Origin of the sequence: Actinomadura sp. NPDC023710 (assembly GCF_040639875.1) — a bacterium.
GTDB classification, from domain to species: domain Bacteria; phylum Actinomycetota; class Actinomycetes; order Streptosporangiales; family Streptosporangiaceae; genus Spirillospora; species Spirillospora citrea.
Genome location: NZ_JBFAGB010000030.1, coordinates 63,395 through 89,342 on the forward strand (window position 1 = coordinate 63,395; position 25,948 = coordinate 89,342).

Annotated in this window: 22 protein-coding genes; 11 read left to right on the forward strand and 11 right to left on the reverse strand. The window is 72.2% G+C overall.

Annotated elements, in window-relative coordinates; genetic code table 11:
* Positions 1–67 precede the first annotated feature (67 nt).
* Positions 68–1,693 (forward strand): acyl-CoA dehydrogenase family protein, encoded by a 1,626-nt coding sequence (locus AB0H37_RS30460; protein WP_360616524.1) that lies wholly within the window; start codon positions 68–70, stop codon positions 1,691–1,693.
* 45 nt (positions 1,694–1,738) lie between these two features.
* On the opposite strand, the gene AB0H37_RS30465 is transcribed toward AB0H37_RS30460, so the two are convergent.
* Positions 1,739–3,886 carry a hypothetical protein gene (locus AB0H37_RS30465; protein ID WP_360616525.1) on the reverse strand — a complete coding sequence of 716 codons (2,148 nt, stop codon included), beginning with the start codon at positions 3,884–3,886 and terminating at the stop codon, positions 1,739–1,741.
* Positions 3,883–5,610 (reverse strand): hypothetical protein, encoded by a 1,728-nt coding sequence (locus AB0H37_RS30470; RefSeq protein WP_360616526.1) that lies wholly within the window; start codon positions 5,608–5,610, stop codon positions 3,883–3,885. Before AB0H37_RS30470 ends, AB0H37_RS30465 begins: the two co-directional genes overlap by 4 nt.
* A gap of 345 nt (positions 5,611–5,955) precedes the next feature.
* Between AB0H37_RS30470 and AB0H37_RS30475 the strand changes: the two genes are divergently transcribed.
* Complete coding sequence (locus AB0H37_RS30475) at positions 5,956–6,756, forward strand: SAM-dependent methyltransferase (protein WP_179836207.1); 801 nt, start codon at positions 5,956–5,958, stop codon at positions 6,754–6,756.
* 120 nt (positions 6,757–6,876) lie between these two features.
* On the opposite strand, the gene AB0H37_RS30480 is transcribed toward AB0H37_RS30475, so the two are convergent.
* Both AB0H37_RS30480 and AB0H37_RS30485 read right to left on the reverse strand, forming a co-directional pair.
* On the reverse strand, positions 6,877–7,239 hold the full coding sequence (locus AB0H37_RS30480; RefSeq protein WP_329088212.1) for a hypothetical protein: 363 nt from the start codon (positions 7,237–7,239) through the stop codon (positions 6,877–6,879).
* A 430-nt stretch (positions 7,240–7,669) separates the two neighbouring features.
* A complete protein-coding gene (locus AB0H37_RS30485) occupies positions 7,670–8,437 on the reverse strand; it encodes an SDR family oxidoreductase (RefSeq protein WP_329088209.1) in 768 nt (255 codons plus the stop codon).
* A gap of 179 nt (positions 8,438–8,616) precedes the next feature.
* Here AB0H37_RS30485 and AB0H37_RS30490 point away from each other — a divergent pair, with 179 nt between their 5' ends.
* The gene (locus tag AB0H37_RS30490; protein ID WP_360616527.1) at positions 8,617–9,519 is read left to right on the forward strand and encodes an RNA polymerase sigma-70 factor; all 903 of its coding nucleotides are present in this window, start codon (positions 8,617–8,619) and stop codon (positions 9,517–9,519) included.
* A gap of 198 nt (positions 9,520–9,717) precedes the next feature.
* Here AB0H37_RS30490 and AB0H37_RS30495 read toward each other — a convergent pair whose 3' ends face one another.
* Complete coding sequence (locus AB0H37_RS30495; protein WP_360616528.1) at positions 9,718–10,317, reverse strand: TetR family transcriptional regulator; 600 nt, start codon at positions 10,315–10,317, stop codon at positions 9,718–9,720.
* Between the two features lie 77 nt (positions 10,318–10,394).
* Here AB0H37_RS30495 and AB0H37_RS30500 point away from each other — a divergent pair, with 77 nt between their 5' ends.
* Entirely contained in the window at positions 10,395–10,805 is a 411-nt protein-coding gene (locus AB0H37_RS30500) for an organic hydroperoxide resistance protein (RefSeq protein ID WP_329088204.1), read from the forward strand.
* A 68-nt stretch (positions 10,806–10,873) separates the two neighbouring features.
* On the opposite strand, the gene AB0H37_RS30505 is transcribed toward AB0H37_RS30500, so the two are convergent.
* Positions 10,874–11,671 (reverse strand): SAM-dependent methyltransferase, encoded by a 798-nt coding sequence (locus AB0H37_RS30505; RefSeq protein ID WP_329098627.1) that lies wholly within the window; start codon positions 11,669–11,671, stop codon positions 10,874–10,876.
* A 119-nt stretch (positions 11,672–11,790) separates the two neighbouring features.
* Between AB0H37_RS30505 and AB0H37_RS30510 the strand changes: the two genes are divergently transcribed.
* From AB0H37_RS30510 to glgX, 4 genes are all read left to right on the forward strand, one after another.
* Entirely contained in the window at positions 11,791–12,615 is an 825-nt protein-coding gene (locus AB0H37_RS30510) for a hypothetical protein (protein WP_360616529.1), read from the forward strand.
* A 54-nt stretch (positions 12,616–12,669) separates the two neighbouring features.
* Complete coding sequence (locus tag AB0H37_RS30515; protein ID WP_329088201.1) at positions 12,670–13,245, forward strand: DUF4262 domain-containing protein; 576 nt, start codon at positions 12,670–12,672, stop codon at positions 13,243–13,245.
* A 46-nt stretch (positions 13,246–13,291) separates the two neighbouring features.
* The gene (locus AB0H37_RS30520) at positions 13,292–13,876 is read left to right on the forward strand and encodes a GNAT family N-acetyltransferase (RefSeq protein ID WP_179836214.1); all 585 of its coding nucleotides are present in this window, start codon (positions 13,292–13,294) and stop codon (positions 13,874–13,876) included.
* Positions 13,877–13,969: 93 nt separating this feature from the next.
* Positions 13,970–16,078 (forward strand): glycogen debranching protein GlgX, encoded by a 2,109-nt coding sequence (glgX, locus tag AB0H37_RS30525; RefSeq protein WP_360616530.1) that lies wholly within the window; start codon positions 13,970–13,972, stop codon positions 16,076–16,078.
* A 10-nt stretch (positions 16,079–16,088) separates the two neighbouring features.
* Here the strand turns inward: glgX and AB0H37_RS30530 are convergent, their stop codons facing one another.
* A complete protein-coding gene (locus AB0H37_RS30530) occupies positions 16,089–16,490 on the reverse strand; it encodes a hypothetical protein (protein ID WP_329088195.1) in 402 nt (133 codons plus the stop codon).
* A gap of 181 nt (positions 16,491–16,671) precedes the next feature.
* Positions 16,672–17,373, reverse strand: coding sequence for a dihydrofolate reductase family protein (locus AB0H37_RS30535; RefSeq protein ID WP_329088193.1), 702 nt, complete (start codon positions 17,371–17,373; stop codon positions 16,672–16,674).
* Positions 17,374–17,436: 63 nt separating this feature from the next.
* On the opposite strand from AB0H37_RS30535, the gene AB0H37_RS30540 reads away from it, so the two are divergent.
* Positions 17,437–18,528 (forward strand): ATP-dependent DNA ligase, encoded by a 1,092-nt coding sequence (locus tag AB0H37_RS30540; RefSeq protein WP_329088191.1) that lies wholly within the window; start codon positions 17,437–17,439, stop codon positions 18,526–18,528.
* A 45-nt stretch (positions 18,529–18,573) separates the two neighbouring features.
* Here the strand turns inward: AB0H37_RS30540 and AB0H37_RS30545 are convergent, their stop codons facing one another.
* Positions 18,574–20,265 carry an alkaline phosphatase D family protein gene (locus tag AB0H37_RS30545; RefSeq protein WP_329088189.1) on the reverse strand — a complete coding sequence of 564 codons (1,692 nt, stop codon included), beginning with the start codon at positions 20,263–20,265 and terminating at the stop codon, positions 18,574–18,576.
* Positions 20,266–20,487: 222 nt separating this feature from the next.
* Here AB0H37_RS30545 and AB0H37_RS30550 point away from each other — a divergent pair, with 222 nt between their 5' ends.
* Positions 20,488–22,899, forward strand: coding sequence for an ATP-binding domain-containing protein (locus AB0H37_RS30550; RefSeq protein WP_360616531.1), 2,412 nt, complete (start codon positions 20,488–20,490; stop codon positions 22,897–22,899).
* Here AB0H37_RS30550 and AB0H37_RS30555 read toward each other — a convergent pair.
* Positions 22,882–23,577 carry a FadR/GntR family transcriptional regulator gene (locus AB0H37_RS30555; protein WP_329088185.1) on the reverse strand — a complete coding sequence of 232 codons (696 nt, stop codon included), beginning with the start codon at positions 23,575–23,577 and terminating at the stop codon, positions 22,882–22,884. The two genes, AB0H37_RS30550 and AB0H37_RS30555, sit on opposite strands and share 18 nt — an antisense overlap.
* 302 nt (positions 23,578–23,879) lie before the next feature.
* Here AB0H37_RS30555 and leuA point away from each other — a divergent pair, with 302 nt between their 5' ends.
* The gene (gene leuA / locus AB0H37_RS30560) at positions 23,880–25,556 is read left to right on the forward strand and encodes a 2-isopropylmalate synthase (RefSeq protein WP_360616553.1); all 1,677 of its coding nucleotides are present in this window, start codon (positions 23,880–23,882) and stop codon (positions 25,554–25,556) included.
* Here the strand turns inward: leuA and AB0H37_RS30565 are convergent.
* Entirely contained in the window at positions 25,534–25,932 is a 399-nt protein-coding gene (locus tag AB0H37_RS30565) for a DUF4236 domain-containing protein (protein ID WP_360616532.1), read from the reverse strand. The genes leuA and AB0H37_RS30565 overlap by 23 nt on opposite strands.
* Positions 25,933–25,948 lie beyond the last annotated feature (16 nt).

Consider the following 25,948-nt stretch of genomic DNA (forward strand, 5'->3'; position numbering starts at 1 on the left):
GATCAACCTGGCGCCCGAACCGCGTTCTGTATTCTGCTGGTCGACGGCATGAACGTTGGGAGAGCGCGTGACGCACGAGGTGTTCAACCAGGTCCCCCCGCTCGCCGGGCACGACGCCTCCGACGAGGCGGCCCTGCTGGACGGGCTGCACCGCGAGGGCGCCGGGTGGGCCGAGGCCGAGGTGCGCGAGCTCGGCCGCCTGGCCGGCAGCGAGCGGGCCCAGGAGTGGGGGCGCCTCGCCAACGAGCACCCGCCCGTGCTGCGCACCCACGACCGCTGCGGGCACCGGATCGACGAGGTCGAGTTCCACCCGGCGTGGCACGAGCTGATGACCGTCGCGGTGACGCACGGCCTGCACGGCTCGGCGTGGACCGACCCCCGCGAGGGCGCCCATGTCGCCCGCGCGGCGAAGTTCTACACCTGGCGCGTCGACGCGGGCCACGGCTGCCCCGTCTCGATGACCTACGCCGCCGTCCCGGCGCTGCGGCAGTCGCCGGAGCTGGCCGCGCGGTACGAGCCGCTCCTGGCCAGGCCGGAGTACGACTTCGGGCTGCGGCCGCCGCTCACCAAGACCGCGCTTCTCGCCGGCATGTCCATGACCGAGAAGCAGGGCGGCTCGGACGTCCGCGCCAACACCACCACGGCCGCGCCCCAGCCGGACGGGACGTACCGCCTCGTCGGCCACAAGTGGTTCACCAGCGCTCCGATGTGCGACGTGTTCCTCACCCTCGCCCAGGCGCCCGGCGGGCTGACCTGCTTCCTCGTCCCCCGCGTCCTGCCGGACGGCGGCCTCAACCCGCTGCGCCTGATGCGGCTGAAGGACAAGCTCGGCAACCGGTCCAACGCCTCCTCCGAGGTGGAGTACGACGAGGCGGTCGCGTGGCGGGTCGGGGACGAGGGCCGCGGCGTCCGCACCATCATCGAGATGGTCAACATGACCCGCCTGGACTGCGTGATCGGCGCCGCGTCCGGGATGCGGCTCGGCGTCACCACCGCCGCGCACCACGCGGCGCACCGCTCGGCGTTCGGCCGGCCGCTGATCGACCAGCCGCTGATGCGCAACGTCCTGGCCGACCTCGCGATCGAGTCCGAGGCCGCCACGACCACGATGCTGCGCCTCGCGGGCGCCACCGACCGCTCGGTGCGCGGCAGCGAGAGCGAGACCGCCTTCAAGCGCCTCGGCCTCGCGGTCAGCAAGTACTGGATCTGCAAGCGCTGGCCCGCGCACGCCGCCGAGGCCCTCGAATGCCTGGGCGGCAACGGCTACGTCGAGGAGTCCGGGATGCCCCGCCTCTTCCGCGAGTCGCCCCTGAACTCCATCTGGGAGGGCTCCGGCAACGTAGCCGCACTCGATCTCCTCCGCGCAACGCTACGCGAACCGCAAACCCTAGAGGCGTTCTTCGACGAGGTCGACCTCTCCCAAGGAGCCGACAAGCGCCTGGACGCGGCCATCAAGGACGCCAAGGAAGCCTTCGCCGACACCGCGACCATCGAGTACCGCGCCCGCCGAGTCGCCGAGGGCCTGGCGCTGGTCCTACAGGCATCGCTGCTGGTCAGGCATGGGCACCCGGCGGTCGCCGACGCCTTCTGCGCCACCCGCCTCGGCGGCGACTGGGGCGGCGCCTTCGGCACCCTCCCGCCGGGCCTGGACGTCGCCCCCATCATCGACCGCGCCACCCCGAAAGTCGGCTGAACTCAAGGTCGGCGTTCGGAGTCTGCAGGCGAGGGTTGCGCGGGTTCATGGTGCGTTGACGTCGAAGGAGCCGATCAGGCGGCCGCCTCTGATCGCGGCGTCGAGCCGGGTCATCACGTCGATCATGTCGTGTGGCGACGCTGCGACGGCGTCCTGGACGCGGTCATCGTTGAGCGCTGCGCGGAACGCGTCGCCGAGCGGCCCTTCGAGCGCCTTGAGATCGGCCGCGGGCACCAGCCAGCGCAGCTTCGCGAAATCGACGTCGCCCGCGCCGATGTGCCGTGCGAGATCGCGTCCCATCTGGCTCTTGAGCCGGTCGCTGATCAACCCGCCGACGATGTTCTTGATCTCGACCACCAGCAGAAACCCCATGACGCCGTCCGGCGGGGAGTCGTCCCCGCGGAAGACGACCACGTCGAGGTCGCGGCGCCCCTCCGGACCGGTGAAGGTGATCTCGAAGTCGAACCGCACGTCGGGGTGGTCGGGACTGAGCTCGCGGTAGAGGTCGCGCGCGCCGTAGAGGCTGCCGATCGCGCCGGCGGTCTTGGAGTCCCCCGCCCAGAAGTCGACGAGCACGGCGTAGAGGCCGCGGCCGTTGGTGACGGGATCGAGCTCGCCGAGGAGCGCCCAGAGGCCCGTGCCAATGGGATCGCCATCGAGGAGGTCGAACCATCGCGTGTCCTGGTTGCCGCCCTTGTCGCCTTCCGGCGAGCCGAGGGCGTCCGTCCAGGGCTTGGTCATTCCGCGCGGAGGGCCGTCCTCGGACCAGATACGGCGGTAGGCCGACACGCCGTCGAGTTCGACGTCGGTCATGCCTCCCAGGCGCGTGAGGACGGCGAGCACCTGGACCTCGCGCGCCTTGATCTCGGCCACCAGCTTCGCGTCGGGAAGCGCCGGGTCGAGGTCGCCCCGCGCCTCCTCGGCGTAGTCGGAGAGGTCGTAGAGCAGCTTGCGCAGATCCTCGCGAGCCAGCAGGCGCCGGATCGCCGCGAGCACCTCCTCCGAGTCGCCGGCGAGCTCCTCCAGCAGCCTCCAGCGGTTGTCGAACGCGTCGGCCATGGCGCGCAGCGCGGCGATCAGGCGCTCGCGTCCCGGTGCCGAGCCGGGCAGGTGCTCGACCACGGTGACGATCAGCTTCGCCGCCGCCGCGGTCACCTTGGTGGCGCGCAGCGCCTTCGTGCCCACCACCATGACGAGCCCGGCGCCCGTGGCGCCCAGCGCGGTGTTCTGGAGCAGCTCGCCGATCGCCGTGGACAGGGTGAAGTAGAACGTGGCCGGGCCGGTCTCGAACAAGGACGCCTCGAACGACGACGCCTGCTGCTGTCCGATCAGCACCCCGAGGCCGTGCGCGACGGCGGGGTCGGCCACCGCGGCGGCCCCGAGCAACCGCAGCGTCTTCACTATGCCCATGAGGTCGCCGAAGACGAGCTTGATGAGGTCCAGTACGTCGACCAGCGGCTGGATGACGATCCCGTACACCAGACCGGCGTCGACGATCGTGGGCAGCAGGACGTGCAGGGCCCGCGCGTTCGCGACCGCCTGCTCGTAGAACCGGTTCCCGATGGAGGGGTCGACCAGGCCCGACATCATGAAGCCGTCGTAGACGCCCTGCGCGAATTCCAGGGCCGCGGCCTTGACGGCCTTCGCCTCCGGAGCGTCGCTCGTCAGGAACCCGGCGAGCCGCGTGCTCGACGAAACGGCCGCCGACAGCGGGACCGGGACGAACACGCTGATGTCGGCGGCCGACTGCAGCGCCGCGCTCACGAGGTTCTCCCGGCCGGCGACGTAGTCGACGATCGGGGACGTGACGGGCAGGGCGCCGACCACGGCGCCCGCCCGTTCTAGCGCCGGGCCGAGTTGCACCAACGCGTGAGCGACCAGCCCTCGGACGAGCGCCGTGCGGGCGGCGAGGTTGTCGAGCAGGTCCTGGCCGTCGAGCCCGGTGGCGGCCACCAGCAGAGCATCGAGCTGGGTCAGCAGCGCCGACGGCTGGCGGACATCGAGCCCTGCTGCGACGAGGGCGTCCCACCAGGCCTCCACGTCCGCGCCGGTCGGCTCCGTCCGCAGCGCCGACGGGTCGAGCAGCGGCGGACGCCCGCTCACCGCCGCGAACGGCGACGGGACCACGTCGGCGGGGGACGCCGCCGGGGTGTCGAGCGCGGACGTGGTCAACACGCCCGGGGCGCCGGTCATGCCGGCGGCTGGGTCTCGGACGGCTCGTCGACGGTGGGCGCCGGGTTGTGCATGCGTGCCCACGCGGCGGCCTGGGCCTGCGGGTCCTCGATCTCGCCGACGATGCCGATCGCCTGCGTGAGCTTGCGGTTCTGGAGCTCGGCGGCGTCGATGGTGGTCGACTGGAGCTCCTGGTTGTAGCAGTCGAGGGCCTCGCCTCCGCCGAGCAGCGCCTCGGCGATCACGGCCGGGGTCGGCAGCACGTACCGCTCGACGTTCTTGATGACGCCCGGCACGCTGATGCTCCCGACCTCGTCGCGCAGGTCCGGCCGCCGGCGGATGTACACGATGCGCTCGGTCTTTCCCGTCAGGTCGCAGGGCGCCTCGCGCTCCACCTTCTCCAGGAAGCGGACCGCCCGGCCCTCGTAGTTGAAGACCGCGCAGTACGGCTGCAGGATCCGCTTGCGCACGGCGGCGACGTGCTCGGCGGACACGAGCTGCGGGAGCACGTCGTCGAGCTGCCCGAGCTCGATGAGCCGGACGGACTCCGGGTAGCCGTTGGAGAACAGCACCTTGACGTCATAGAGGTACGTCACGGTGTCGTAGGCCTGCAGCAGCTGCCGGAACACGATGTTCAGCACCCGGCTGTGGTTGATGTTCGCGATCTGCCGAACGGTGGTCGTCGACTCCCCGGTGCCGACGGTGGCGCTCGTGGTCGTGTTGACCTCGACCTGCCGCGACGAGCTGCTGGTCTCCACATGCGAGCTGAGCGCATGGTTGATCGCCTGGGTGTTGATCTCGCTGGTCATCGCCACGGTCGTGGCGTCGCTCTGCGAGCCGCTGTGCTCGGCGCCGAAGCCGAGCTCGACGAGGCCGAAGAGGTCGATGCCCACGCCGAAGTTCACGCCGCCCCCCGTGGTGCTCGACTGCGTGCTCGATGTCGCGCTTCCGAGCGTCGTGCCGATCTGCTCCTCGACCAGCGACTCCATCTCGTCGGCAGCGGACTCGGTGAACGAGTCGAGGACGTTGGAGGACTCCGTGGCCGTCGTCTCCTCGTCGCGGTAGGTGGCGAGCGTGATCGTGGTGGACTCCCCCGGGAACAGCGACGTCGTCGACAGCGTCCGGCCCGCGCCGTAGTCGCCGAGGTAGGAGCACACGCGGTAGTACTCGATCACCGCGAGCCGGGCGACCGGCCGCACCGGCTGCGGCAGGAACTTGATCTGCAGGTCGCCGCTGAAGCCCGTCGTGACCATCGGCCGCAGGCGGTCCTCGACGGCGCGCACGAGGTGCGACGCCGTATAGGTCGGCTTGGCCGCGACCCGCCGGCGGGTGGGGCGCGTCGGAGGGCTGCTCGCGGCCGGGACGCGGACGCGCCCGGCCGGCTGCGGGAGACGGGCGGACGCGATGCGCGGCGCCCGCGAGATCTGGTCGGGGGACGCGGCCGGCTGGAGGATCGCCGGGATGCGGGGGTCGAGCAGCTGGGACGTGAGCTGCGGCGAGAGCGTCCCCTTGACGATGTCGTCGATCAGGTCGTCGGGGTTCGGCACCGGCACCTTCCACCAGTGCACCTCCGGCTCCGCCGTCACCTCGTCGCGGAACCACGACGGGTCGATGCCGAGGGGAATGGACCCCTGTGCCGAGAAGCAGCCGCCCTGCGGGAGGTTGTAGTTGAGCACCGGCGCCTCGCCGCCCCCGAGCCGGATGAGCGGTTCGCCCGTCCCGCAGTTCGTCGTCGGTGTCGGCATGGTGGCCTCCCTGTCGTCGTGGCCGGGTCGGCCGTTTCGGGTCGCCCCTCACGGATTCCCACTCCGCCAAGAGCTCCCGGACGTCCCGGGATCGACGGCGAGCCGAGATGGCTTCGGCGGCACGCTCGTTGAACTACCCCCGTGCACCTCACCCCGGACAGCCTTGACGTGACCAGATGAGGACTGAGGTGCGGTCCTCATCGCGAATCGTCAGGGCCCGGGATCGGGGATGGGGGTTCTGGCACCAGGTTTCGCGAGAAGTCCCTTGGCATAGGGGTTTTTCGCATTCTGCGCGGCTCCGCGAAGCTACGATCGGAGCAAGATCTCCTGAGCGTTGAGGTGCACATGGCCGAGTCGTCCCCGCAGATTCCCACCGGCGTTCCGACCGCGGCACGCGTCTACGACGTGATGCTCGGCGGCAAGGACAACTACGCGGTGGACCGGACCGTGGCCGAGGCCAGCCTCGCGATCATGCCGGAGCTGCGGGACATCGCCCTGCACAACCGCGCGATTCTGCACCGGGTCGTCCGCTACCTCGCCGCGGAGGAGGGGATCACCCAGTTCCTCGACCTGGGATCGGGATTGCCGACCGTCCGCAACACCCACGAGGTCGCCCAGGAGGTCAACCCGCAGGCTCACGTGGTGTACGTCGACATCGACCCGATCGTGCTGGCGCACGGCCGCGCGATCCTGGCCGACAACGCCAACACCACTGTGGTGACCGCCGACATCCGCCGGCCCGCCGAACTCCTCGGCCGTCCGGAGGTCCGCGCGCTCATCGACTTCGAGCAGCCCGTCTGCGTGATGCTCGTCGGCATCCTGCACCACCTCGGCGACGAGGAGAATCCCGGCCAGATCGTCCAGGTACTGCGGGACGCGATGCCCAGCGGCTCCTTCTTCTTCATCACCAACTTCACCCGCCTGGGCGACGCCCCCGAGTCCGTCGCACTGGAGAAGCAACTCCTGGAGCAGCTCGGCACCGGCCGCGTCCGCACCCCTGCCGAGCTGGCCACCTTCTTCGACGGCTTCGAGATCCTGCCGCCCGGCCTCGTCCCGCTCCCGCTGTGGCGCCCCGACGAGCCCGTCCTGGACGCCAGCACCGTCGACGTCCGCTTCATGACAGGCGGCGTCGGCCGCAAGCCCTGACCCTTCGTAGGGCGGGCATGGCCCCGAGCGGACGCGCCAGGACCCGCTTCGAATGAGGTGACATGCTCGGGCGGCTCGCCGGGTCCTGTGGGGACATGGCCGGCCGCCCGTCCGGCCTCATCAGGTCCTTTCTTGGTCGTCGACCTGTGATCCGTCGGTCAGGGGATAGGAGTTGTAGGTCTTGACCCTGGTGACCGCGTTGTGGTCGCCTGCGCGGTAGAGGCGGATGTAGGTCACCGGTTCGTCGGGGTCGGCCTGGCCGATCGCCTTGGTGACGGCGTCGAGTAGCTCGGCCGCGGTGATGCCCGTGAACTCGTCGATGCGGACGGGTTCGGTCCGGCCGAAGACGTTGGCCCACAGGACGCCTGATCTGTTGGTCTCCGCCGCCCGGTAGTCCGGCGAGCCGTCGGAGACGAAGAGCGCGGTGAGATGGTCAGCACGGATGATCTTTGACATCGAGGCGCAGATCCAGATCCGGGACATGGGGAGCACGATCTCAATCATGGACGGGTGCGGGGTTCAGGGAGGGACGCCGTACTCGGCGCCGTACCCGGCAGCGATTCGCTGATCGCCGCATGGGGACGGCGGCGGAATCCCCTCAGTCCTTGCTCTGGAACGTCCTCCACGCGATGACGGCGACGATGCCGAGAGCCATACCGAAGATCATCAACGTTGCCGTGTTCATTGTGCCCTCCCCCGGCGCACCTACCACTGGTCGACGTCATTGGGGGGCGAGCGTATCCCACCGCCGTCTGCCGGGCCGGCTATGACGAGCTCATGCGCTCGTGACCTGCGGAGTTCACGTCCCGCTGGGCCCGCAGCGGCGCCGACGCCCCTCCGGAACGTCAAAGGTCGGGTCCAGGGCGGCAACGCCCCGAACCCGACCTTTGAGGTTCCGACCGCCTGAGGCGTCCTACCAGGGCAGCGGGCCGTCCTCGCCGAAGAAACCGGCGGTCGGCCCGTCCGCGCCGAGCGTGGCCAGGCGCACCACGACGGCGGCGCCCTGCGCGGGGGTGAGGTGCCCGGTGTGGTCGTTGCTGTCGGTGTCGACGAAGCCCGGGGCGGCGGCGTTGACGAGCACGCCGTCCTTCCGCAGCTCGTTGGCGTATTGAACGGTCAGCGCGTTCAGCGCCGCCTTGGACGGCGTGTAGGCCGCCGACGGCAGCAGTGCCGCGAAGGGTCCGTCCGGATCACTGGTGAGGGCCAGCGACCCGGCGTGGCTGCTGACGTTGACGACGCGCGCCGCAGGCGACCGCCGCAGCAGCGGCAGCATGGCGTTGGTCACCGCGATCACGCCGAAGACGTTGGTCGCGAACACCGCCCGGACCATCTCCAGGTCGACGGAACTGGGGATCTGGTCGACGGCGTCCTGGGGCGCCGCCCGTCCCGAGCCGGTGATTCCCGCGTTGTTGACCAGAACGTCGAGGATCCCGTAACGCTCCTCGACCAGCTTCGCTGCCTCCTGGACGGTGGCCGTGTCGGTGACGTCCAGGAGGACCGCGTGGGCGTCGCCTCCCGCCTCGCGCAGCGCCGCGGCGGTCTCCTGTCCGCGCCGCCGGTCCCGCGCACCGACCAGGACCGTCATGCCCCGGCCTGCGAGCCCCTCGGCGACCGCCCGGCCGATGCCCTTGTTCGCCCCGGTGACCATCGCCACCGTCCGGCGCCCGGCGTCCTCGTTCATGATCAAGCTCCCGTCTCGTGGCCGGCGCGTCCCTTCACGCGGCTCTGGACACGAGATGACGCCGCCCCCTCGCCCGTGACAGCGCCCGCGTGTGACGTGTGCCACTGATCCCGGGTGTCACAGATGGACGGGGCCGGGCGTCCTGTGCACAGCACGGAACGCGCAACGGGAAGAGGGACATGGACGGACGATCGAAGGGCACGGCCGCCGGCCGCATGGACACCGCCACCGAGGCGTTCGTCGCCCATCGCAACCTGCTGTTCACCGTCGCCTACGAGATGCTCGGCTCGGCCGCCGACGCCGAGGACGTCCTGCAGGAGACCTGGCTGCGGTGGACGGGCGTCGACCTCGAAACGGTGCGGGATCCCCGCGCGTACCTGGTGCGGGCCACCACCCGGCAGGCGCTCACCCGGCTGCGCACGCTGCGCCGGCGCAGGGAGTCCTATGTCGGGCCCTGGCTGCCCGAGCCGCTGCTGACCGCGCCCGACGTGGCCGAGGACGTCGAGCTGGCCGAGAGCCTCTCGATGGCGATGCTGATGGTGCTGGAGACCCTCGCGCCGACCGAGCGGGCGGTGTTCGTGCTGCGCGAGGTGTTCGGCTTGGACTACGGAGAGATCGCCCACGCCGTCGACAAGAACCCCGACGCGGTCCGCCAGATCGCCCACCGGGCCCGCAGGCACGTCGCCGCGCGCCGGCCCCGCGAAGCCGCCTCCCCGTCCGACACCCGGGCCGCGCTCCACGCCTTCCAGCGGGCGGTCGAGACCGGCGACCTGCAGAACCTGCTCGACGTCCTCGCACCGGACGTCGTCCTGCTGACCGACGGCGGCGGAGTCGTCCAGGCCGCGCTGGCGCCCGTCGTGGGGGCCGACAAGGTGGCCGACGTGCTCGCCCGGATCTCCGGCGCGGTCTCGCTACGGCCGACGCACGTCAACGGTCACCCCGCGCTGGTCCTCGGCCGCACCGGCGAGATCGACACCGTCATCGCGACCCGCATCGACGACGGCCGTGTCACCGGCCTCTACGCCGTCCGCAACCCCGAAAAACTCTCCCGCATGACCGAGGAGACCCTTCTCCACCGCTGACGAGCGGGAGCTCGCGCCACGCGCTCAGGACACGACCGCGCGCATCCACTCCCCCAGCACCCGGTAGTCGGCCCCGGTGATTCCCCCACCGGGGTCGACCCGATGCGCGAGGGCGGTCCGTCGACGTCGAGGAAGAGCAGCGGCCGCCGCGAGGGTCCGGCCACGGGCGCACCCTAGCGGGAATCGGTGGACCGGCGGTCAGTGCGCGGCGGGTTCGGGGGGACGGGTGGGGGCGTCCAGGGCTGTGGTGACGGCCTCGTCGACCGCGGCGCGGACCGCGGCCGGGTCGTCGAGGTCGAAGCCGACGGAGAGGCCGTCTCTGAGCAGCATGAGGACGTGGGCGGTGCGGTCGGGTTCGGGGTGGCCGGCGGCGACCAGCAGGTCGCGGAACAGGCTCCGGCACCACTCCCGGTGCTCGTCGATCGCCCGGCGCACCGGGTGGGCGGGGTCGGGGTACTCGGCGGCGGCGTTGATGAACGGGCAGCCGCGGTAGGCGGCGGAGGAGCCGAAGGTGCACATCCGCTCGAACGCCGTGAGGATCGCCTCGCGGGGCGTCGCGGACTCGGGCATGTCGGCGATGCCGCGCTGCCGCAGGCTCTGCTCGTTGATGTAGACGCGGACGAGGTCGTCCTTGCTCGGAAAGTGATGGTAGAAGGTCGCCTTAGCCACGCCGGCCTCGGCGATGATCCGGTCGATGCCCACGGCGTGCACGCCCTCGGCGTAGAACAGGCGCGTCGCGGTGTCGAAGACGCGGGACCAGGCCGCGCTCCGGCGAGGCGCCGAGGATGTCGTGGTCACACCTTGACGCTACCAGACAGATCGGTCTAGGCTCCGGAATGCAGACAGACCTGTCTGTCTATTGGAAGGAGCAGTTCATGCGGCAGTACACGACCACCGCCACCGCCACCGGGCGCGACGGGCGCGCGTTCAGTTCCGACGGGCGGCTGGACCTCCGGCTGGCCCTGCAGAAGGAGCTCGGGGGCGACGGCGACGGCACGAACCCCGAGCAGCTGTTCGCGGCCGGGTACGCCGCGTGCTTCGCCAGCGCGATGCAGCTGGTGGCGCGGAAGCAGAAGATCGACGTCTCCGGCATGTCGGTGACCGCGGAGGTCGGTCTCAGCCCGAACGGCTCGGGCGGCTTCCAGCTCGACGTCAAACTGCTGGCGAAGCTGCCCGACGCCCTCAGCGCGGAGACCAAGCGGCAGCTCGTCGAGACCACCCACCAGGTGTGCCCCTACTCCAACGCCACCCGCGGCAACATCCCGGTGGAACTGGCGACGGCCTGACCGGTGGCCGGGCCGGACGGGCCGTCGGCCGGTTCCGGCCGACCGCCTCGTCCGGTCGCGCCGCCCGGTCAGGCCTTGCGGGCGACCCCGCAGAGGGTCGAGGTGCTCGGCGTCTCGCCGAACGGGCTCGGCTCCGGGCGCCACTTCTCGCACGCCACCACGCCGGGCTCGACCAGCTCGAATCCGTCGAAGTACCCGGCGATCTGCTCGGGGCGGCGCAGCCGGTACGGGACGGCGCCGGTGTCGTCGTACTCCTGCTGCGCCTTGTTGTGGGCCTCGTCGGTGTCAGTGTCGTCGTAGAGGGCGAGGTGGCTGCCGGAGGGCAGGCCGCCCATCAGCGTCCGGATGATGTGCAGGATCTCGTCGTAGGAGTCGACGTGCCCGAGGACGCCCATCAGCATCAGGGCGATCGGGCGGTCGAAGTCGAGCCTGCCCCGGGCGACCCGGAGGATCTGCTCGGGATTCCGCATGTCGGACTCGATGTAGCTGGTCTCGCCCTCGGGACGGCTCGTCAGCAGGGCGTGCGCGTGGGACAGCACGAGCGGGTCGTTGTCGACGTACACGATGCGCGCCTCGGGCGCGACGCGCTGCGCCACCTCGTGGGTGTTGTCGACGGTGGGCAGCCCGGTGCCGACGTCCAGGAACTGGCGGACGCCCGCCTCCCCCGCCAGATACCGGACGGCGCGGGCCAGGAAGTGCCGGCCGGTCCGCGCGATGTCCACGATCCCCGGATAGATGCTGACGTACTGTTCACCGGCCTCGCGGTCGACCGGGTAGTTGTCCTTGCCGCCGAGCCAGTAGTTCCATATCCGCGCGGAGTGCGGAACGGAGGTGTCGATCGCGTTGACCGGATCGTCGGCCATCATCTTCTCCCTACTGTGCTCCACCGGTGGTCGCGCATAAAATAGATCATTCTTCCGGTGCCGCGACACCGACCGACGAAGCGAGGCCCTGGGTGCGTTTTCGGCGGCTTGCCTCGGTCGCGATGACCCTGCTAGTGCTCGCCGTGCTCGCCGGATGCGGCGGTGCGGCGCCGCCCCGGGAGCAGCGGTCGCGCATGGAGGTCGTCCTTCTGGCCGGCGGCGGCGCCCACGTCGATCTGTACGCGGCGGGACGGCTCCGGTCGGACGCCGAGGTGCGGGCGCTCGCGCAGCGGATCATCAGGGCGCTGTTCCCCGGCACCGGGGGTGTCCGCGTCCGCACCGGAAAAGGCCGCGGGGCGCCGTTCGCCCGCGCCGAGATCGACCGCGCCTACCGGACGGGACGCAGGCCGTTCCTGCGAATCGACACTTCCGCCGCGGCGCGCGAACTCGCCGCGGGGGGTTTCGACGACACCGTCATGAAATTGCGGCTGCCGCCGGTATCCGCGACGGCGGGTCCCGACAAATCTGGGAATCGCCTGTGGCACCTGCGCAAAGGCGTCCCGGCGCCGGTCATCCAGATCGGCATGAGGCCGGAGCCGAAACGCTGGTACGGCGTGATGGCGCTGCCCGTGCTGGGAGCGCTGGGCGTGGCGCTGGCCTTCTTCGTCCGGCGCCGCGCGCTGGCCGCGCCCGCGGCCGGGCTCGCCGTCGCCGCCGCCCTCCTGGCGCTGCCCCTGGGCGCGGGACGCCGCGGCGCCGACCTCGGCGTCGCCGGCCTGCTCGGCGGGACGGCCCTGGACGTGGCGTCCGTCGCGCCGCTCACGGCCCTGCCCCTCGGCATGCCCGCCGCGATGCTGCTGGGCGCCATGGCGGTCCGGAGCCTGCGCGGCCCCGACGCCCGGCACGGGCACGAGGCGCCGCCGCGCGACACCGGCGTGTTCTGGTGATCCTGCGCGTGACGGCATGCTCGCCCAGGGTCCATTGATCGTAAACTGAGGGTCATGTCCGGCGATCGCCCCTCATGCACCTGCGTGATGTGCCGTGACTACGGCGACCGCGACCGGCTGGACAACTTCCAGCTCCGCACGATCGTGCACATCACCCAGTACGGCTGGAGCGTCGTCCTCGTCCAGCCGGACGAGGACGGGCCCGGCTGGGCGTACACGGTCGGCCTGTGGCACAGCCACGGCGCCCCCGAGCTCGCGATGTTCGGCGGCGACGTGTACGAGACGGAAGAGATCCTCAACATGCTCGGCGGAGAGACCGCCGAGGGCCGCGTCCCCGCGGACGGCGAGCGCCGCGACGGCGTCGTGCGGGGGCAGCAGGCGGCCTTCCGGGACGTCGACCCGCACTGGTTCGACGGGCTGTTCGGCGGCGCCGTGGCGTTCTACCGGCGTCCGCCGCTGCCGATCCTCCAGGTCGTGTGGCCCAACGGGGACGGCCTGTTCCCGTGGCAGCCCGGCACCGACCTGCCGTTCCGGCACGCCCAGCCGTGGCTGTGGCTCCACCCGCGGCAGCATCCGGGCGGCGCCTGGACGCGGCGGCTGTCCGACAAGCGGTCCGAGTGGCGACTCTGACGGCCGTTCCCGGGCCCGCCGGCCCGCGAGAGCATACGATCGGCGGGTGTACGGGCCGATCGCCGACACCATCCGCACCCAGCGCCTCGTCCTGGAGCCGCTGGCGGTCCACCACGCGGACGAGATGGCCCCCGTTCTGGACGACCCGCGCCTGCACCGCCACATCGGCGGCGAGCCCCTCACGCGCGACGAGCTGCGCGCCCGCTACGCGCACCTGGTCGCCGGCCCGGCGCCCTACCACCAGGAGTGCTGGCTGAACTGGATCGTCCGCCGCGCCCGGGACGGGCAGGCCGTCGGCTACGTGCAGGCGACGGTCGCGCCGGCGCCGCCGGGGTTCGCCGTGACGCCCGCCGCGGCCGGGTCGACGATCACGCCGGGCCCGCCGCGGCCCGCCGCGTCGGTCGCCTGGGTGATCGGCATGCCGTACCAGGGGTTCGGGTTCGCCACCGAGGCCGCCCGCGCGCTGCTGGACTGGCTCGCGGCGCACGGCGTGCGCGACGTCGTCGCGACCGTCGCCCCGGACAACCGCGCGTCCGCGGCCGTCGCGTCCAGGATCGGGCTGCGCCGCACCGGGGAGACCCGCGACGAGGAGGTCGTCTGGCGGCTCCCCCGCGGCGCCGCGCGGGAATGACACGCGCGCGGTGAGGGGCCGCGGCGCGCGGGGAAGGGAGCGGGTAGGCCACAATCGACGGGCCAGGACGAACCGGCCGAGGGGTGGAGGAGCATGCGGGAGGTATGGCCCGGGGATCCCTATCCGCTGGGTGCCACCTGGGACGGCACGGGCACGAACTTCGCGCTGTTCTCGGAGGTGGCCCGGCGGGTCGAGCTGTGCCTGTTCGACGACGAGGGGCGTGAGACGCGGCGGGACCTGCCCGAGGTGGACGGGTTCGTCTGGCACGGCTACCTGCCCGGCATCGGGCCCGGCCAGCGCTACGGGTACCGGGTCCACGGGCCGTTCGACCCTCGCGAGGGGCACCGCTGCAACCCCTCCAAGCTGCTGCTCGATCCGTACGGCAAGGCCGTCGCGGGCGTCACGCCGGGCGAGCTGATCCGCTGGAACGAGGCGCTGTTCTCCTACCGGTTCGCCGACCCCGACGCGCTGAACGAGGACGACAGCGCCCCGTACATGCCGAAGAACGTGGTGGTCAACCCGTTCTTCGACTGGGGCGACGACCGGTCGCCGCGCGTCCCCTACCACGAGAGCGTCATCTACGAGGCGCACGTGAAGGGCCTGACGAAGCTGCACCCGGCCGTCCCCGAGGAGCAGCGCGGCACGTACGCGGGCCTCGCGCACCCGGTGATGATCGACCACCTCCTCGACCTCGGGGTGACGGCGGTCGAGCTGATGCCGGTGCACCAGTCGGTCCCCGAGCACGCCCTGGTGGCGCGGGGCCTGGACAACTACTGGGGCTACAACACGATCGGGTTCTTCGCGCCGCACAACTCCTACAGCTCCTCCGGGCAGTCCGGCGAGCAGGTGCTGGAGTTCAAGGCGATGGTCCGCGCCCTGCACGAGGCGGGCATCGAGGTCATCCTGGACGTCGTCTACAACCACACGGCCGAGGGCGACCACCTGGGCCCGACGCTGTCGTTCCGGGGCATCGACAACGCCTCGTACTACCGGCTGCGCGACGACGACAAGCGCTACCACCTCGACTACACCGGCTGCGGCAACTCGCTGAACGTCCGGAACCCGCACGCGCTGCAGCTCATCATGGACTCGCTGCGCTACTGGATCCTGGACATGCACGTCGACGGGTTCCGCTTCGACCTCGCCTCGGCGCTGGCCCGCGAGCTGCACGACGTCGACCGCCTGGCCGCGTTCTTCGACCTCGTCCAGCAGGACCCCGTCGTGTCCCAGGTGAAGCTCATCGCCGAGCCGTGGGACGTGGGCGAGGGCGGCTACCAGGTCGGCAACTTCCCGCCGCTGTGGACGGAGTGGAACGGCAAGTACCGCGACACGGTCCGCGACTTCTGGCGCGGCTCGTACGCGACCATGCCGGAGTTCGCGTCCCGGCTGACCGGCTCCTCCGACCTGTACGAGCACAGCTCGCGCCGCCCGTTCGCGTCCATCAACTTCGTGACCTGCCACGACGGGTTCACGCTCACCGACCTCGTGTCCTACGACCACAAGCACAACGAGGCCAACGGCGAGGACAACCGGGACGGCACCGACGACAACCGGTCCTGGAACTGCGGCGTCGAGGGCCCCACCCGCGACCCCGGGGTCCTCGACCTGCGGGCGCGGCAGCGCCGCAACTTCCTCGCCACGCTGTTCCTGTCGCAGGGCGTGCCGATGCTCTCCCACGGGGACGAGATCGGCCGCACGCAGCAGGGCAACAACAACGCCTACTGCCAGGACGACGAGATCGCCTGGGTCCACTGGGAGGACTCGGGCGACATGGAGTTCGTCCGGCTCCTGTCCCGGCTGCGGCACGACCACCCGGTGTTCCGGCGCCGCCGCTTCTTCACCGGGACGGGCCGCGGCGCCGCCGCCGACATCGCCTGGCTGACCCCGGCCGGCGAGAGCATGACCGACCAGGACTGGAACGTCGGCTTCGCCAAGTCCCTCGGCGTGTTCCTCAACGGCGACGCCATCACCGAGCCCGACCCGCGCGGCCGGCGCGTCCGGGACGACTCCTTCCTGCTGCTGGTCAACGCCGGCTCGGAGCCGGTCGAGTTCACGCTGCCCGGCGCCGAGTACGGCGAGCGCTGGGAGTTCGCCCTCGACACCGCCGAGGCCGGCGCCGTCGGCGACCGTCCCCGCCTCAAGGCCCGCGACGTCGTGACGGTCGGGGACCGCGCGCTGCTCGTGCTGCGGCGCGGGGCGTGAGCCGCGGGGCTCACGCCCGGCCGACCTCCATCGCGGTCAGGAAGACCAGGACGAACGTCGCGACCGCGACCGCGCCGTGGACGGCGACCGCCGCGGCCGGGAACGCCTGCTCGGCGCCCCTGGCGTGGCGGCCGCCGCGGCCGACGAGCCAGCGGGTGAACAGCAGCAGCCCCTGGAAGATGACGACGAGCAGGGCCGCGAAGGCGACCCAGGCGTAGGCGGCGTTCCCCGTGACGACGTAGGCGATCCACACGACGAGGCCCGCGACGGCCGAGAGCGGATGCCCCGCCACGACCAGACGCGGGAACCGCGTCACCTTCGTCGAACGCCCCCCGTTGACCAGCCACACGACCAGCAGGTACCCGCCCGCGACGGCGGCGATGATCCACGCGCCCAATGCGGCGTACTCCACCCCCGCTCCTTTCGTGAGATTCTCACTCGTCCCCCTGCCGCCTAGTGTCGCTCCCCAACGCTTCCGGCATGACGGATTCGTACAGATTGGAGGACAGACCGTCACCACACCGGTCTGACCGGTCGCCGGGCGGCCGGATCCCCCTCGGCGGATCCTCTCCGCGGAGCCGGGCGAGGCCGCGCTACACCAGCAGCCGGTAGCGGACGAACAGCACGCCCTCGTCCAGGTAGAGGGCGGCCGGGTCGAGCGGCACCTCGGCGTCCAGGCCCTCCAGCAGGCGGGTGTGGAGTGCGCCTCCGAGGAGGGTGGGGGCGATGTTGAGGCACAGCTCGTCCACGAGGGACGCCCTGATGAGCGCGGTGGCCAGCGAGGGGCCGCCCTCGCAGAGGAGACGGTCGAGGCCGAGGTCCTCGCGCAGCGCTCTCACGGCGGCGGGGAGGTCGACGTCGCCGTCGCCTTCCGCGACCGTCTGGAGATGGCCCGGGACCTTGGCCCTGGCGTTCCGGGTCGTCACGACGATGGTGGGCGTCTCGGCCTCGGTGAACAGCGGGAGCGTCCAGTCCAGGTCGAGGGAGCGGCTCACCACGACGATCGGCGCGGGCGGCCCGCCGCGGCGCGCGCGCAGGTCGTCGCGCAGGCGCGCCGGGCCGAGGCGCCCCGTGCGGACGGTCCCGGCACCGACGACGATCCCGTCGGCCAGGGCGCGCAGGGTCCGGAAGACGCGGAAGTCGGCGGCGCCGCCGAGGCCGTCGGTCCAGCCCTCGGCGTCGGTGACGGACCCGTCCGCGCTCATGACCATGCCGAGCCGCAGGCGGGGCGGGTCGCCGTAGGCCTCGTAGGGATCGACGCCGCCGGCGGCGGGCTCGGGCAGCAGACGGCGCATGACCTGCACGTTATCGGACCCCCGGGATGCCCTTTTGTCGGTGCCGGGGCGCAAGATGGGGGGATGGACCTGCCGATCAGCCCGCCGCTGCCGCCGATGCTGGCCAAGGCGGTCAAGACCATGCCCAAGGGCGACCTGCTGTACGAGCCGAAGTGGGACGGGTTCCGCTGCATCGTCTTCCGCGACGGTGACGAGGTGGAGCTGTCCAGCCGCGGCGAGAAGCCGCTCACCCGCTACTTTCCCGAACTGGTCGAGGCCGTGCGGCGCGAGCTGCCCGAGCGGTGCGTGGTGGACGGCGAGATCGTGCTGCCCAAGGGGACGCGCCTCGACTTCGACGGCCTCCAGCAGCGCATCCACCCGGCCGCGTCACGGATCAAGCTCCTGTCGGAGCAGACCCCGGCGTCGTTCGTGGCGTTCGACCTGCTCGCCCTCGGGGACGAGTCGCTGATGGAGGTGCCGCTCGGCGAGCGGCGGCAGCGGCTCGTCGACGCCCTGGCCGGGGCGAAGGCGCCGATCCACGTCACGCCCGCGTCCGACTCCTACGAGCTGGCGCTGCGCTGGTTCGACGAGTTCGAGGGCGCCGGCCTGGACGGCGTCATCGCCAAGCCGCGGGACGTCCCGTACGAGCCCGACAAGCGCGTCCTGTTCAAGGTCAAGCACGAGCGGACGGCCGACTGCGTGGTGGCGGGCTTCCGCTGGCACAAGTCGGGGCCCATCGTGGGGTCGCTGCTGCTCGGGCTCTACAACACCGACGGACACCTCCAGCACGTCGGCGTCGCGGCCTCGTTCACGATGAAGCGCCGCGCCGAACTGGTCGAGGAGCTGGAGCCCTACCGGCTGCAGGATCTCGCCCAGCACCCGTGGGCCGCGTGGGCGAACCAGACGGAGGCGACCGTCGACCGCATGCCCGGCGCGATCTCCCGCTGGACCGGCAAGAAGGACCTCAGCTGGGTTCCGCTGCGTCCGGAGCTGGTGGTCGAGGTGGCGTACGAGGCGATGGAGGGCGACCGGTTCCGGCACACCGCCCGGTTCCGGAACTGGCGTCCCGACCGGACTCCCGACTCCTGCACCTACGCCCAGCTGGAGGTGCCGGTGGCCTACGACCTCGACGACATCTTCGACGGCCCCGCGACGAGCCCGCGCGTGGACCGCTGAGGGCGGGGGCGGCCGGGACGCCCCGCGCGTCCCGGCCGCCCGTCCTCAGGGCTGGGTCTCGTTCCGGACGGTCTGCCGGATCAGCTCCTGATCCGGCTGCGCCGCCGCCTTCGCCGAGGCGTAGGGCCGCAGGTAGGCCTGGTGGACGCCGGGGACGCGGTCCTCGATGACGAACGTCGCCTTCGTGGAGATGTCGGCGCCCGGGGTCCGGACGGTCGGGAGCGTCTTGAAGTCGGCCCTCATCTCCTCCTTGCCGATCCTCGTCAGCACGTAGCCGCGCTGGTTGTTGTAGAAGCGCAGGTGCGGGTTGATCTTGAGGTAGGGGTGGGCGGCGGGGTCGGAGTCCGCGCCGTCGCCGGTGCTGGTGATGGAGGTGCACACCAGCTCAGAGCCGACCGTCCTGGAGTTCGGGTCGTCGTAGTCGGCCTTCAGGTCGCTCGCCCAGTGCGCGTGGACGTCGCCGGTGAGGACCACGGGGTTGCGGACCTCGGCGTCCAGCCAGCCCTTGGTGATCCTGTCGCGGGAGGCGGCGTACCCGTCCCAGGAGTCCATCGAGGTCTTCTTGACGGGCCCGGCGGTGTTGTCGCGCTGGGCGAAGAACACCTGCTGGCCGAGGACGTCCCACCGGGCGGTGGAGCGGCGGAAGCCGTCGAGCAGCCACCGCTCCTGCTCGTCGCCGGTGATGGAGCGCTTCGGGTCGGTGGCGGCGGGGCAGTCCTTGTAGCCGTCGCCGCAGCCCTGGTCGTCGCGGAACTGGCGGGTGTCGAGCATGTGGAAGTTGGCCAGGCGGCCCCACCGAACCCGCCGGTAGACCTGGATGTCGGGGCCCGCGGGGATGGACCGGCGGCGCAGCGGCATGTTCTCGTAGTAGGCCTTGAACGCGGCGGCGCGGCGGGCGCGGAAGGCGTCCTCGGAGGGCGTGTCGGAGCCTTCCTCGGGGATGAGGTCGGCCCAGTTGTTCTCGACTTCGTGGTCGTCGAACACGACGAGCCACGGGGCGGCCTGGTGCGCGGCCTGCAGGTCCCGGTCGGTCTTGTACTGGGCGTGCCGCAGCCGGTAGTCGGCGAGCCTGACCGTCTCGGGGCCCTCGTGGTCGCGGACGTTGCCGCCCGGGATCGTGTAGACGCCCTTCTTGTACTCGTACTGGTAGTCGCCCAGGTGCAGGACCAGGTCGGGGTGCTCCTCGGCCAGCCGCCGGTACGCGGTGAAGTAGCCGTGCTCGAACTGCGAGCACGACACGAAGGCCATGGCGAGGGCGGGGCCGAAGGTGGCCGGGTGGGGGGCGGTGCGCGTCCGCCCGACCGGGGAGACGTGGCCGTCCACGCGGAAGCGGTACCAGTAGTCGCGGCCAGGGCGCAGGCCGTTCAGTTCGACGTGGACGGAGTGGGCGGCGTCGGGGCGGGCGGCGGCGGTGCCGCGCCGGTCGATGCGGCGGAACCGGGAGTCGGAGGAGACCTCCCAGCGGACGGGGACGGTCCGGGCGGGCATGCCGCCGAGGCCGTTCTCGTCGTGCGGGTCCAGGGCCAGGCGGGTCCAGAGGACGAACCCGTCGGGTTCGGGATCGCCGGAGGCGACGCCGAGGGTGAACGGATCGGCGGGCAGGGCGCGGCTGCGGGGGGCTGCCTGGGCGGTGCCGGGTGCGCCGGTCACGGCGACGGCGGTGAGGAGTCCGCTGGTGGCGAGCCCGCTGGAGGCAAGGAAGGCGCGCCGGTTCAGCGGGCGGGCGGAGTCGGCCATGGAGGGTGACCTTTCGGAGGGGTCCGGCAGTGCTGCTCGCCGGACAGCCTCACGAAGATCGATGACCAGGGGGTTCCGCGCGGATGACGCCCGCCACAACAGAGACGATCTTTTTGGACGGCGTTAGAAGATCACGCGGTGCGCGTGCGAGGATGCTAGACTTCCGAGTCGCAAATGCGCATAGAGATACTCCACCCTATGAATAGGGAGTGTAGTCGAGGCATGGGACATCGTCAAGCGGGCGCTGTCAACCCCGCACGGGAAGAGAAGGCGGCGCGGGCCGCCGTGCGCGTCGAGCAGGAGTACGTGTCCCGCGTGTACGCGCGGCTCGACGCCGAACGGGACAGGGCCGCGACCGCGCTGCGGGAGGGCCCGGCGGCGGGCGGCGGCGCCGCCTTCCAGGCGCGGGTCGAGAGCGCCATCGCCACCGACGAGGCGGCCCGGCGGCTCGTCCGGCTGAACGCCGTCGAGCACGGCCTGTGCTTCGGGCGCATCGACCACCGCGCCGACGCGGACGGCTCCGGCGACACCTTCTACGTCGGCCGCATCGGCCTGCGCGACGAGGACCACGAGCCCGTCCTGATCGACTGGCGCGCCACCGCGGCCCGGCCGTTCTACACCGCCACGCCGGGGGCGCCCGGCACCCTCGCGCGCCGCCGCCACCTGCACCTGCGCCACCGCGAGGTCGTCCGGCTGGACGACGAGGTGTTCGACCTGGAGGGCCTGGAGGAGTCCGAGCGCGGCGGCATCGTCGGCGAGGCCGCCCTGCTGGCCACCCTCCGCCGCGGCAGGACGGGCCGGATGAGCGACGTCGTCGCGACCATCCAGGAGGAGCAGGACCAGGTCATCCGCTCCGGCCTCCAGGGGGTGCTGGTCGTCCAGGGCGGCCCCGGCACCGGCAAGACGGTCGCCGCGCTGCACCGGGCCGCCTACCTCCTCTACACGCACCGCGACGTCCTGGAGCGGCGCGGCGTCCTCATCGTGGGCCCGAACGCCACGTTCCTGCGCTACATCGAGCAGGTGCTCCCCGGCCTGGGCGAGACGGACGTCGCGCTGGCCACGGTCGGCGAGCTGTACCCGGGGCTCAAGGCGGCGGCCGCCGAGACGCCCGCGGCCGCCGTCGTCAAGGGCGGCCTGCGCATGGCCGGCCTCGTGGAGGCCGCCGTCCGCGACCGGCAGCGCGTCCCCGCCGGCGGGCTGCGCATCGAGGCCGACGGCCTCACCCTGGTCGTGGAGGCCGGCAAGTGCGAGCAGATCCGTGAACGCGCCCGTGCCCTGCGCGCCCCGCACAACATCCAGCGGCGCCGCTTCGTCCACGACATGCTGGAGGCGCTCGCCTTCAACCGGGCCGAGCAGTTCGACCGCATCATGGACGAACCGCTCGAAGACATCGCCAAGTCCGGCGGGCTGCCCGCCTGGCTCCAGGAGCTGGTCGACGAGGCCGAGGACGAGCCCCTTCTGGACGAGACGGACCTCCGCATGGCCAAGGAGGCCCTCTGGCAGGATCCGGCCGTCAGGTCCGCCCTGGACGAGCTCTGGCCGGACCTGACCCCCGAGCGGCTCCTCACCGACTTCTACGCCTCCGCCGAGGCGGTGGCGCGCGTGGGCGCCGAGGCCGGCCTGTCCCCTGACGAGTGGGCGCTCCTGCACCGCCCGCCCGGCTCACCGTGGACGATCTCCGACGTCCCCCTACTGGACGAGGCCGCCGAGCTCCTCGGCAAGGACGACTCCGACGACAGGGCCCGCGCGCGTGCGGCGCAGGCCGCGCTCGCCGAGGAGGAGCGCTACGCCCGCGAGGTCATGCAGACGACCGACGGCACCGAGATGATCCTGGCGAGCGACCTGATCTCCGCGAGCGAGCTGGCCGAGCGCCACCACGACGCCGGCCCGCGCCTCACCACCGCCCAGCGCGCCATGGCCGACCGCGAATGGGCCTACGGCCACGTCATCGTGGACGAGGCGCAGGAGCTCTCGGAGATGGCGTGGCGGACCGTGATGCGGCGCGTCCCGACGCGCTCCCTCACGGTCGTCGGCGACATCGCCCAGACCGGCAGCGCGGCCGGCGCGGCGTCGTGGGGCCAGATGCTCGACCGCTACGTCCCGGGCCGGTGGCGCGAGCAGCGGCTCATGGTCAACTACCGCACCCCCGCCGCCATCATGAAGGTCGCCGCGGACGTCCTGGCCGCCGTCGCCCCGGACCAGACGCCGCCCGAACCGGTCCGCGACGACGGGCCGCCGCCGGCCGCGGTCGCGCTTCCGGTCGAGGAGCTGCCGTCCCTCGTCCGCTCGGAGCTGGTCCTCGTGACCGGCGGCGAGGACATCGGCGGCGCCTTCAAGGAGGGCCGCCTCGCCGTCATCGCCTCGGCGGCGCGCCACGCCGGCGTGCTGCGGGCTCTCCCGGACGCCGCCGTCGGCGCCACCCCCGAGGCCCTCGACTCGCCCGTGGTCGTCCTGACCGCCGAGGAGGCCAAGGGCCTGGAGTTCGACTCGGTCGTCGTCGTCGACCCGTCCGGGATCCTCGCCGAGTCCGCCAAGGGCGGCCAGGACCTCTACGTCGCGCTCACCAGGGCCACCCGCCGCCTGACCGTCGTCCACGACGGTGACCTGCCTCCCCTCCTATCGGCTCTGGAGTAGGCCGGTCAGGGTCCGGTCGAGCTCGGCCCTGATGACGTCGCTCGCCGCCGCCGGGTCCTGGGCGCGGACGGCCTCGACCAGGGCGGCGTGGGCGGTCCTGCCGTGGGCGTGGTCGGCCGCGCGGACGTCGACGAGGGAGGCGAGGTCGAGCAGGCCGTCGCGCAGGACGGGCACGAACCCGGCGAACAGGTCGGCGAGGACCGGGTTGTGCGCGGCGGCGATGACGGCGGTGTGCAGGGCGATGTCGGCGTCGATGAACGCCTCGACGCTTGGGCCGGCGAGGGCCGTGTCACGGTCGGCGAGCGCCCGGTCGAGGGCGGCCAGGTCGTCCGGGGTGCGGCGCTCGGCGGCCAGCTCGGCGGCACGGACCTCCACCATGGCGCGGATCTCGTAGACGTCGGCGACGGAGGCGCGGCGGAGCCGGGCGGGCCAGTCCTCGGCCGGCTCGGTCGCGACGACGAAGACGCCCGCGCCCTGCCGGGCCTGCACGAGACCGGCTCCGGCCAGGGCGCGCAGGGCCTCGCGGACGGTGGAGCGGCCCACGCCCAGCTCCCCGGCGAGCGTCGTCTCACCGGGCAGCCGCGTGCCGACCGGCCACGCCCCGGCGGCGATCTGGTCGCGCAGCCGCTGCGCGGCCTGCTCGACGAGCGGGCTGGGACGGAGCGGGCCGAGCGGCATCGGGAGTCCTCCGGGGACGGCGGCGGGCCTCCAGACTAGGCCACCTCAGCTTGTCTGAGGAGCTGAGGTGTGGTTGGGTGGGCGACGTGTCGTGGCAGGGCCTTCTTCTCGGTCGCCGCGGCGGGGCCTGATCCGGACCGGCACCCCGCCGCGGGGTCCGGTGCTGCCGGTCGTCCGGCGATCGAACGAGGAACAGGCCCATGAACGTCCCGACCCCGCGCACGCACTTCCCCACCCTGCACACCCCGTCCGGCCCGGTGGCGGACGGCGCGCCCTTCTGGAACCCCCAGCGCGGCAGCTCCATGCCGTTCCACCGGTACCGGTCCGCCCACGAGCGCGTGCCGTCGCCCGTGCCGGACGTCGAGCGCACCTGGCCGTCCGGGCGCATCGAGAGCGCGCCCCTGTGGGTGCCCGTCGACCTGCGGGACGGCAACCAGGCGCTGGCCGAGCCCATGGACACCGCCCGCAAGCGCCGCATGTTCGACCTGCTCGTCACGATGGGCTTCAAGGAGATCGAGGTCGGCTATCCCTCGGCCAGCCGGACCGACTTCGACTTCGTCCGGCACCTGGCCGAGACCGGCGTGCCGGACGACGTGACGCCCGTGGTGTTCACGCCCGCGCGCGGGGAGCTGATCGAGCGGACGTTCGCGTCCATCGAGGGGCTGCCCAGGGCCGTCGTCCACCTGTACACGGCGACGGGGCCGGTGTGGCGGGACGTCGTGCTCGGGGCCGGCCGGGACGGGGTGCGGCGGCTGATCCTGGACGGCGCGGCCGACGTGGCGCGGCTCGCCGGGCCCGGCGTGCGGTTCGAGTTCTCCCCCGAGACGTTCAACGTCACCGAGCCCGACTACGCGCTGGAGGTGTGCGACGCGGTCACCGCGCTGTGGGACGCCTCCCCCGACCGCCCGGTGATCCTGAACCTGCCGGCCACGGTCGAGATCGCCACTCCGAACGTGTACGCCGACCAGATCGAGTACATACACCGCAACCTGGCCAGGCGCGACGCGGTCATCCTGTCGGTCCACCCGCACAACGACCGCGGGACGGGCGTCGCGTGCGCGGAGCTGGCGATGCTGGCCGGCGCGCAGCGGGTCGAGGGCTGCCTCTTCGGCAACGGGGAGCGGACGGGCAACGTCGACCTGGTCACACTGGCGCTGAACCTGCACGCGCAGGGCGTCGACCCGCGGATCGACTTCTCCGACATCGACGAGATCCGGCGGACGGTCGAGCACTGCAACAGGCTGCCCGTCCACGAGCGGCATCCGTACGGCGGCGACCTGGTGTACACGGCGTTCTCCGGCACCCACCAGGACGCGATCGGCAAGGGCATGGCCCGCCACGCGCGGCTCGCCGGGGAGCGGGGCGTGCCGCCGGAGGGGCTGCCGTGGGACGTGCCGTACCTGCCGATCGACCCGGCCGACGTCGGGCGCGGGTACGAGGCGGTCATCCGCGTCAACAGCCAGTCCGGGAAGGGCGGCATCTCCTACCTGCTGCGCACGGGGCACGGGCTCGACCTGCCGCGCCGCCTGCAGATCGAGTTCTCCCAGGTCGTGCAGCGGGCGACGGACGGCAGCGGCGAGGAGGTCACGGCGGACGAGCTGTGGGAGCTGTTCCGCGCCGAGTACCTCGACCGGCCGGGACCGGTCCAGGTGACCGGATGGCGGACCTCCAGCACCGGCCCGGCGCGGCACGACTTCACCGGCGTCGTCCGGGTCGACGGCGACGAGCGCGAGCACACCGGCACGGGCAACGGCCCGCTGGACGCGCTGACCGGCGCGCTGGCGTCCGCCGGGATCAAGGTGGACGTCCTGCAGTACGCCGAGCACTCGGCCGGGGCCGGGCGGGACGCCGTGGCCGTCGCCTACGCCGAATGCCGCGTGGACGGCGCGACCCGCTGGGGCGCGGGACGCGACACGTCCGTGCTCAACGCGTCGGTGGAGGCCGTCCTGTCGGCGGTCAATCGCGCGAAGAGCGGCTAGACGATTTCAAGGACCGTCGCCACGACAGGCCTGTTCCGGGGACGCGCAGTGTCATGTGACGGCGCCCGTCCGCCGAGCGGGTGTAGCGGGCTCCACGCCCTCCGACGCTGTGCCCGACGCCCTTCTTGGAGAAGTTGAGGCGGAACGGGCCCATCCTGAGTGACTTCCTATAGCTCCAACCCATGAGGCGGGGGTGCCCGGCCGGCGCGCCGGGCATCCCCGCGACCCGTTCCCGGACAACCGAAATCCGCAATAGGGACATTTCCGCTTTGGCAAGGGCAGGAGGTGACCACATCCGGGCCCACTTCGTCGCACGCCGCCCTTTACCCGTGCCCTCCAGACGAGGAGCCTGTGCCCCGTCGGAGATCATTTTCATACTCGGAGGTGCGGGT

Bases quoted from the DNA above. Each gene is read 5' to 3' on its own strand.
- AB0H37_RS30490 (WP_360616527.1), top strand. From the start codon at position 8,617: ATGGACGGACGATCGAAGGGCACGGCCGCCGGCCGCATGGACACCGCC.
- AB0H37_RS30505 (WP_329098627.1), bottom strand. From the start codon at position 11,671: ATGATGGCCGACGATCCGGTCAACGCGATCGACACCTCCGTTCCGCAC.
- AB0H37_RS30480 (WP_329088212.1), bottom strand. From the start codon at position 7,239: ATGTCCCGGATCTGGATCTGCGCCTCGATGTCAAAGATCATCCGTGCT.
- AB0H37_RS30535 (WP_329088193.1), bottom strand. From the start codon at position 17,373: ATGCGCCGTCTGCTGCCCGAGCCCGCCGCCGGCGGCGTCGATCCCTAC.
- AB0H37_RS30475 (WP_179836207.1), top strand. From the start codon at position 5,956: ATGGCCGAGTCGTCCCCGCAGATTCCCACCGGCGTTCCGACCGCGGCA.
- AB0H37_RS30470 (WP_360616526.1), bottom strand. From the start codon at position 5,610: ATGCCGACACCGACGACGAACTGCGGGACGGGCGAACCGCTCATCCGG.
- AB0H37_RS30465 (WP_360616525.1), bottom strand. From the start codon at position 3,886: ATGACCGGCGCCCCGGGCGTGTTGACCACGTCCGCGCTCGACACCCCG.
- leuA (WP_360616553.1), top strand. From the start codon at position 23,880: ATGCCGTTCCACCGGTACCGGTCCGCCCACGAGCGCGTGCCGTCGCCC.
- AB0H37_RS30550 (WP_360616531.1), top strand. From the start codon at position 20,488: ATGGGACATCGTCAAGCGGGCGCTGTCAACCCCGCACGGGAAGAGAAG.
- AB0H37_RS30555 (WP_329088185.1), bottom strand. From the start codon at position 23,577: ATGCCGCTCGGCCCGCTCCGTCCCAGCCCGCTCGTCGAGCAGGCCGCG.
- AB0H37_RS30565 (WP_360616532.1), bottom strand. From the start codon at position 25,932: ATGAAAATGATCTCCGACGGGGCACAGGCTCCTCGTCTGGAGGGCACG.
- AB0H37_RS30540 (WP_329088191.1), top strand. From the start codon at position 17,437: ATGGACCTGCCGATCAGCCCGCCGCTGCCGCCGATGCTGGCCAAGGCG.
- AB0H37_RS30510 (WP_360616529.1), top strand. From the start codon at position 11,791: ATGACCCTGCTAGTGCTCGCCGTGCTCGCCGGATGCGGCGGTGCGGCG.
- AB0H37_RS30545 (WP_329088189.1), bottom strand. From the start codon at position 20,265: ATGGCCGACTCCGCCCGCCCGCTGAACCGGCGCGCCTTCCTTGCCTCC.
- glgX (WP_360616530.1), top strand. From the start codon at position 13,970: ATGCGGGAGGTATGGCCCGGGGATCCCTATCCGCTGGGTGCCACCTGG.
- AB0H37_RS30500 (WP_329088204.1), top strand. From the start codon at position 10,395: ATGCGGCAGTACACGACCACCGCCACCGCCACCGGGCGCGACGGGCGC.
- AB0H37_RS30485 (WP_329088209.1), bottom strand. From the start codon at position 8,437: ATGAACGAGGACGCCGGGCGCCGGACGGTGGCGATGGTCACCGGGGCG.
- AB0H37_RS30515 (WP_329088201.1), top strand. From the start codon at position 12,670: ATGTCCGGCGATCGCCCCTCATGCACCTGCGTGATGTGCCGTGACTAC.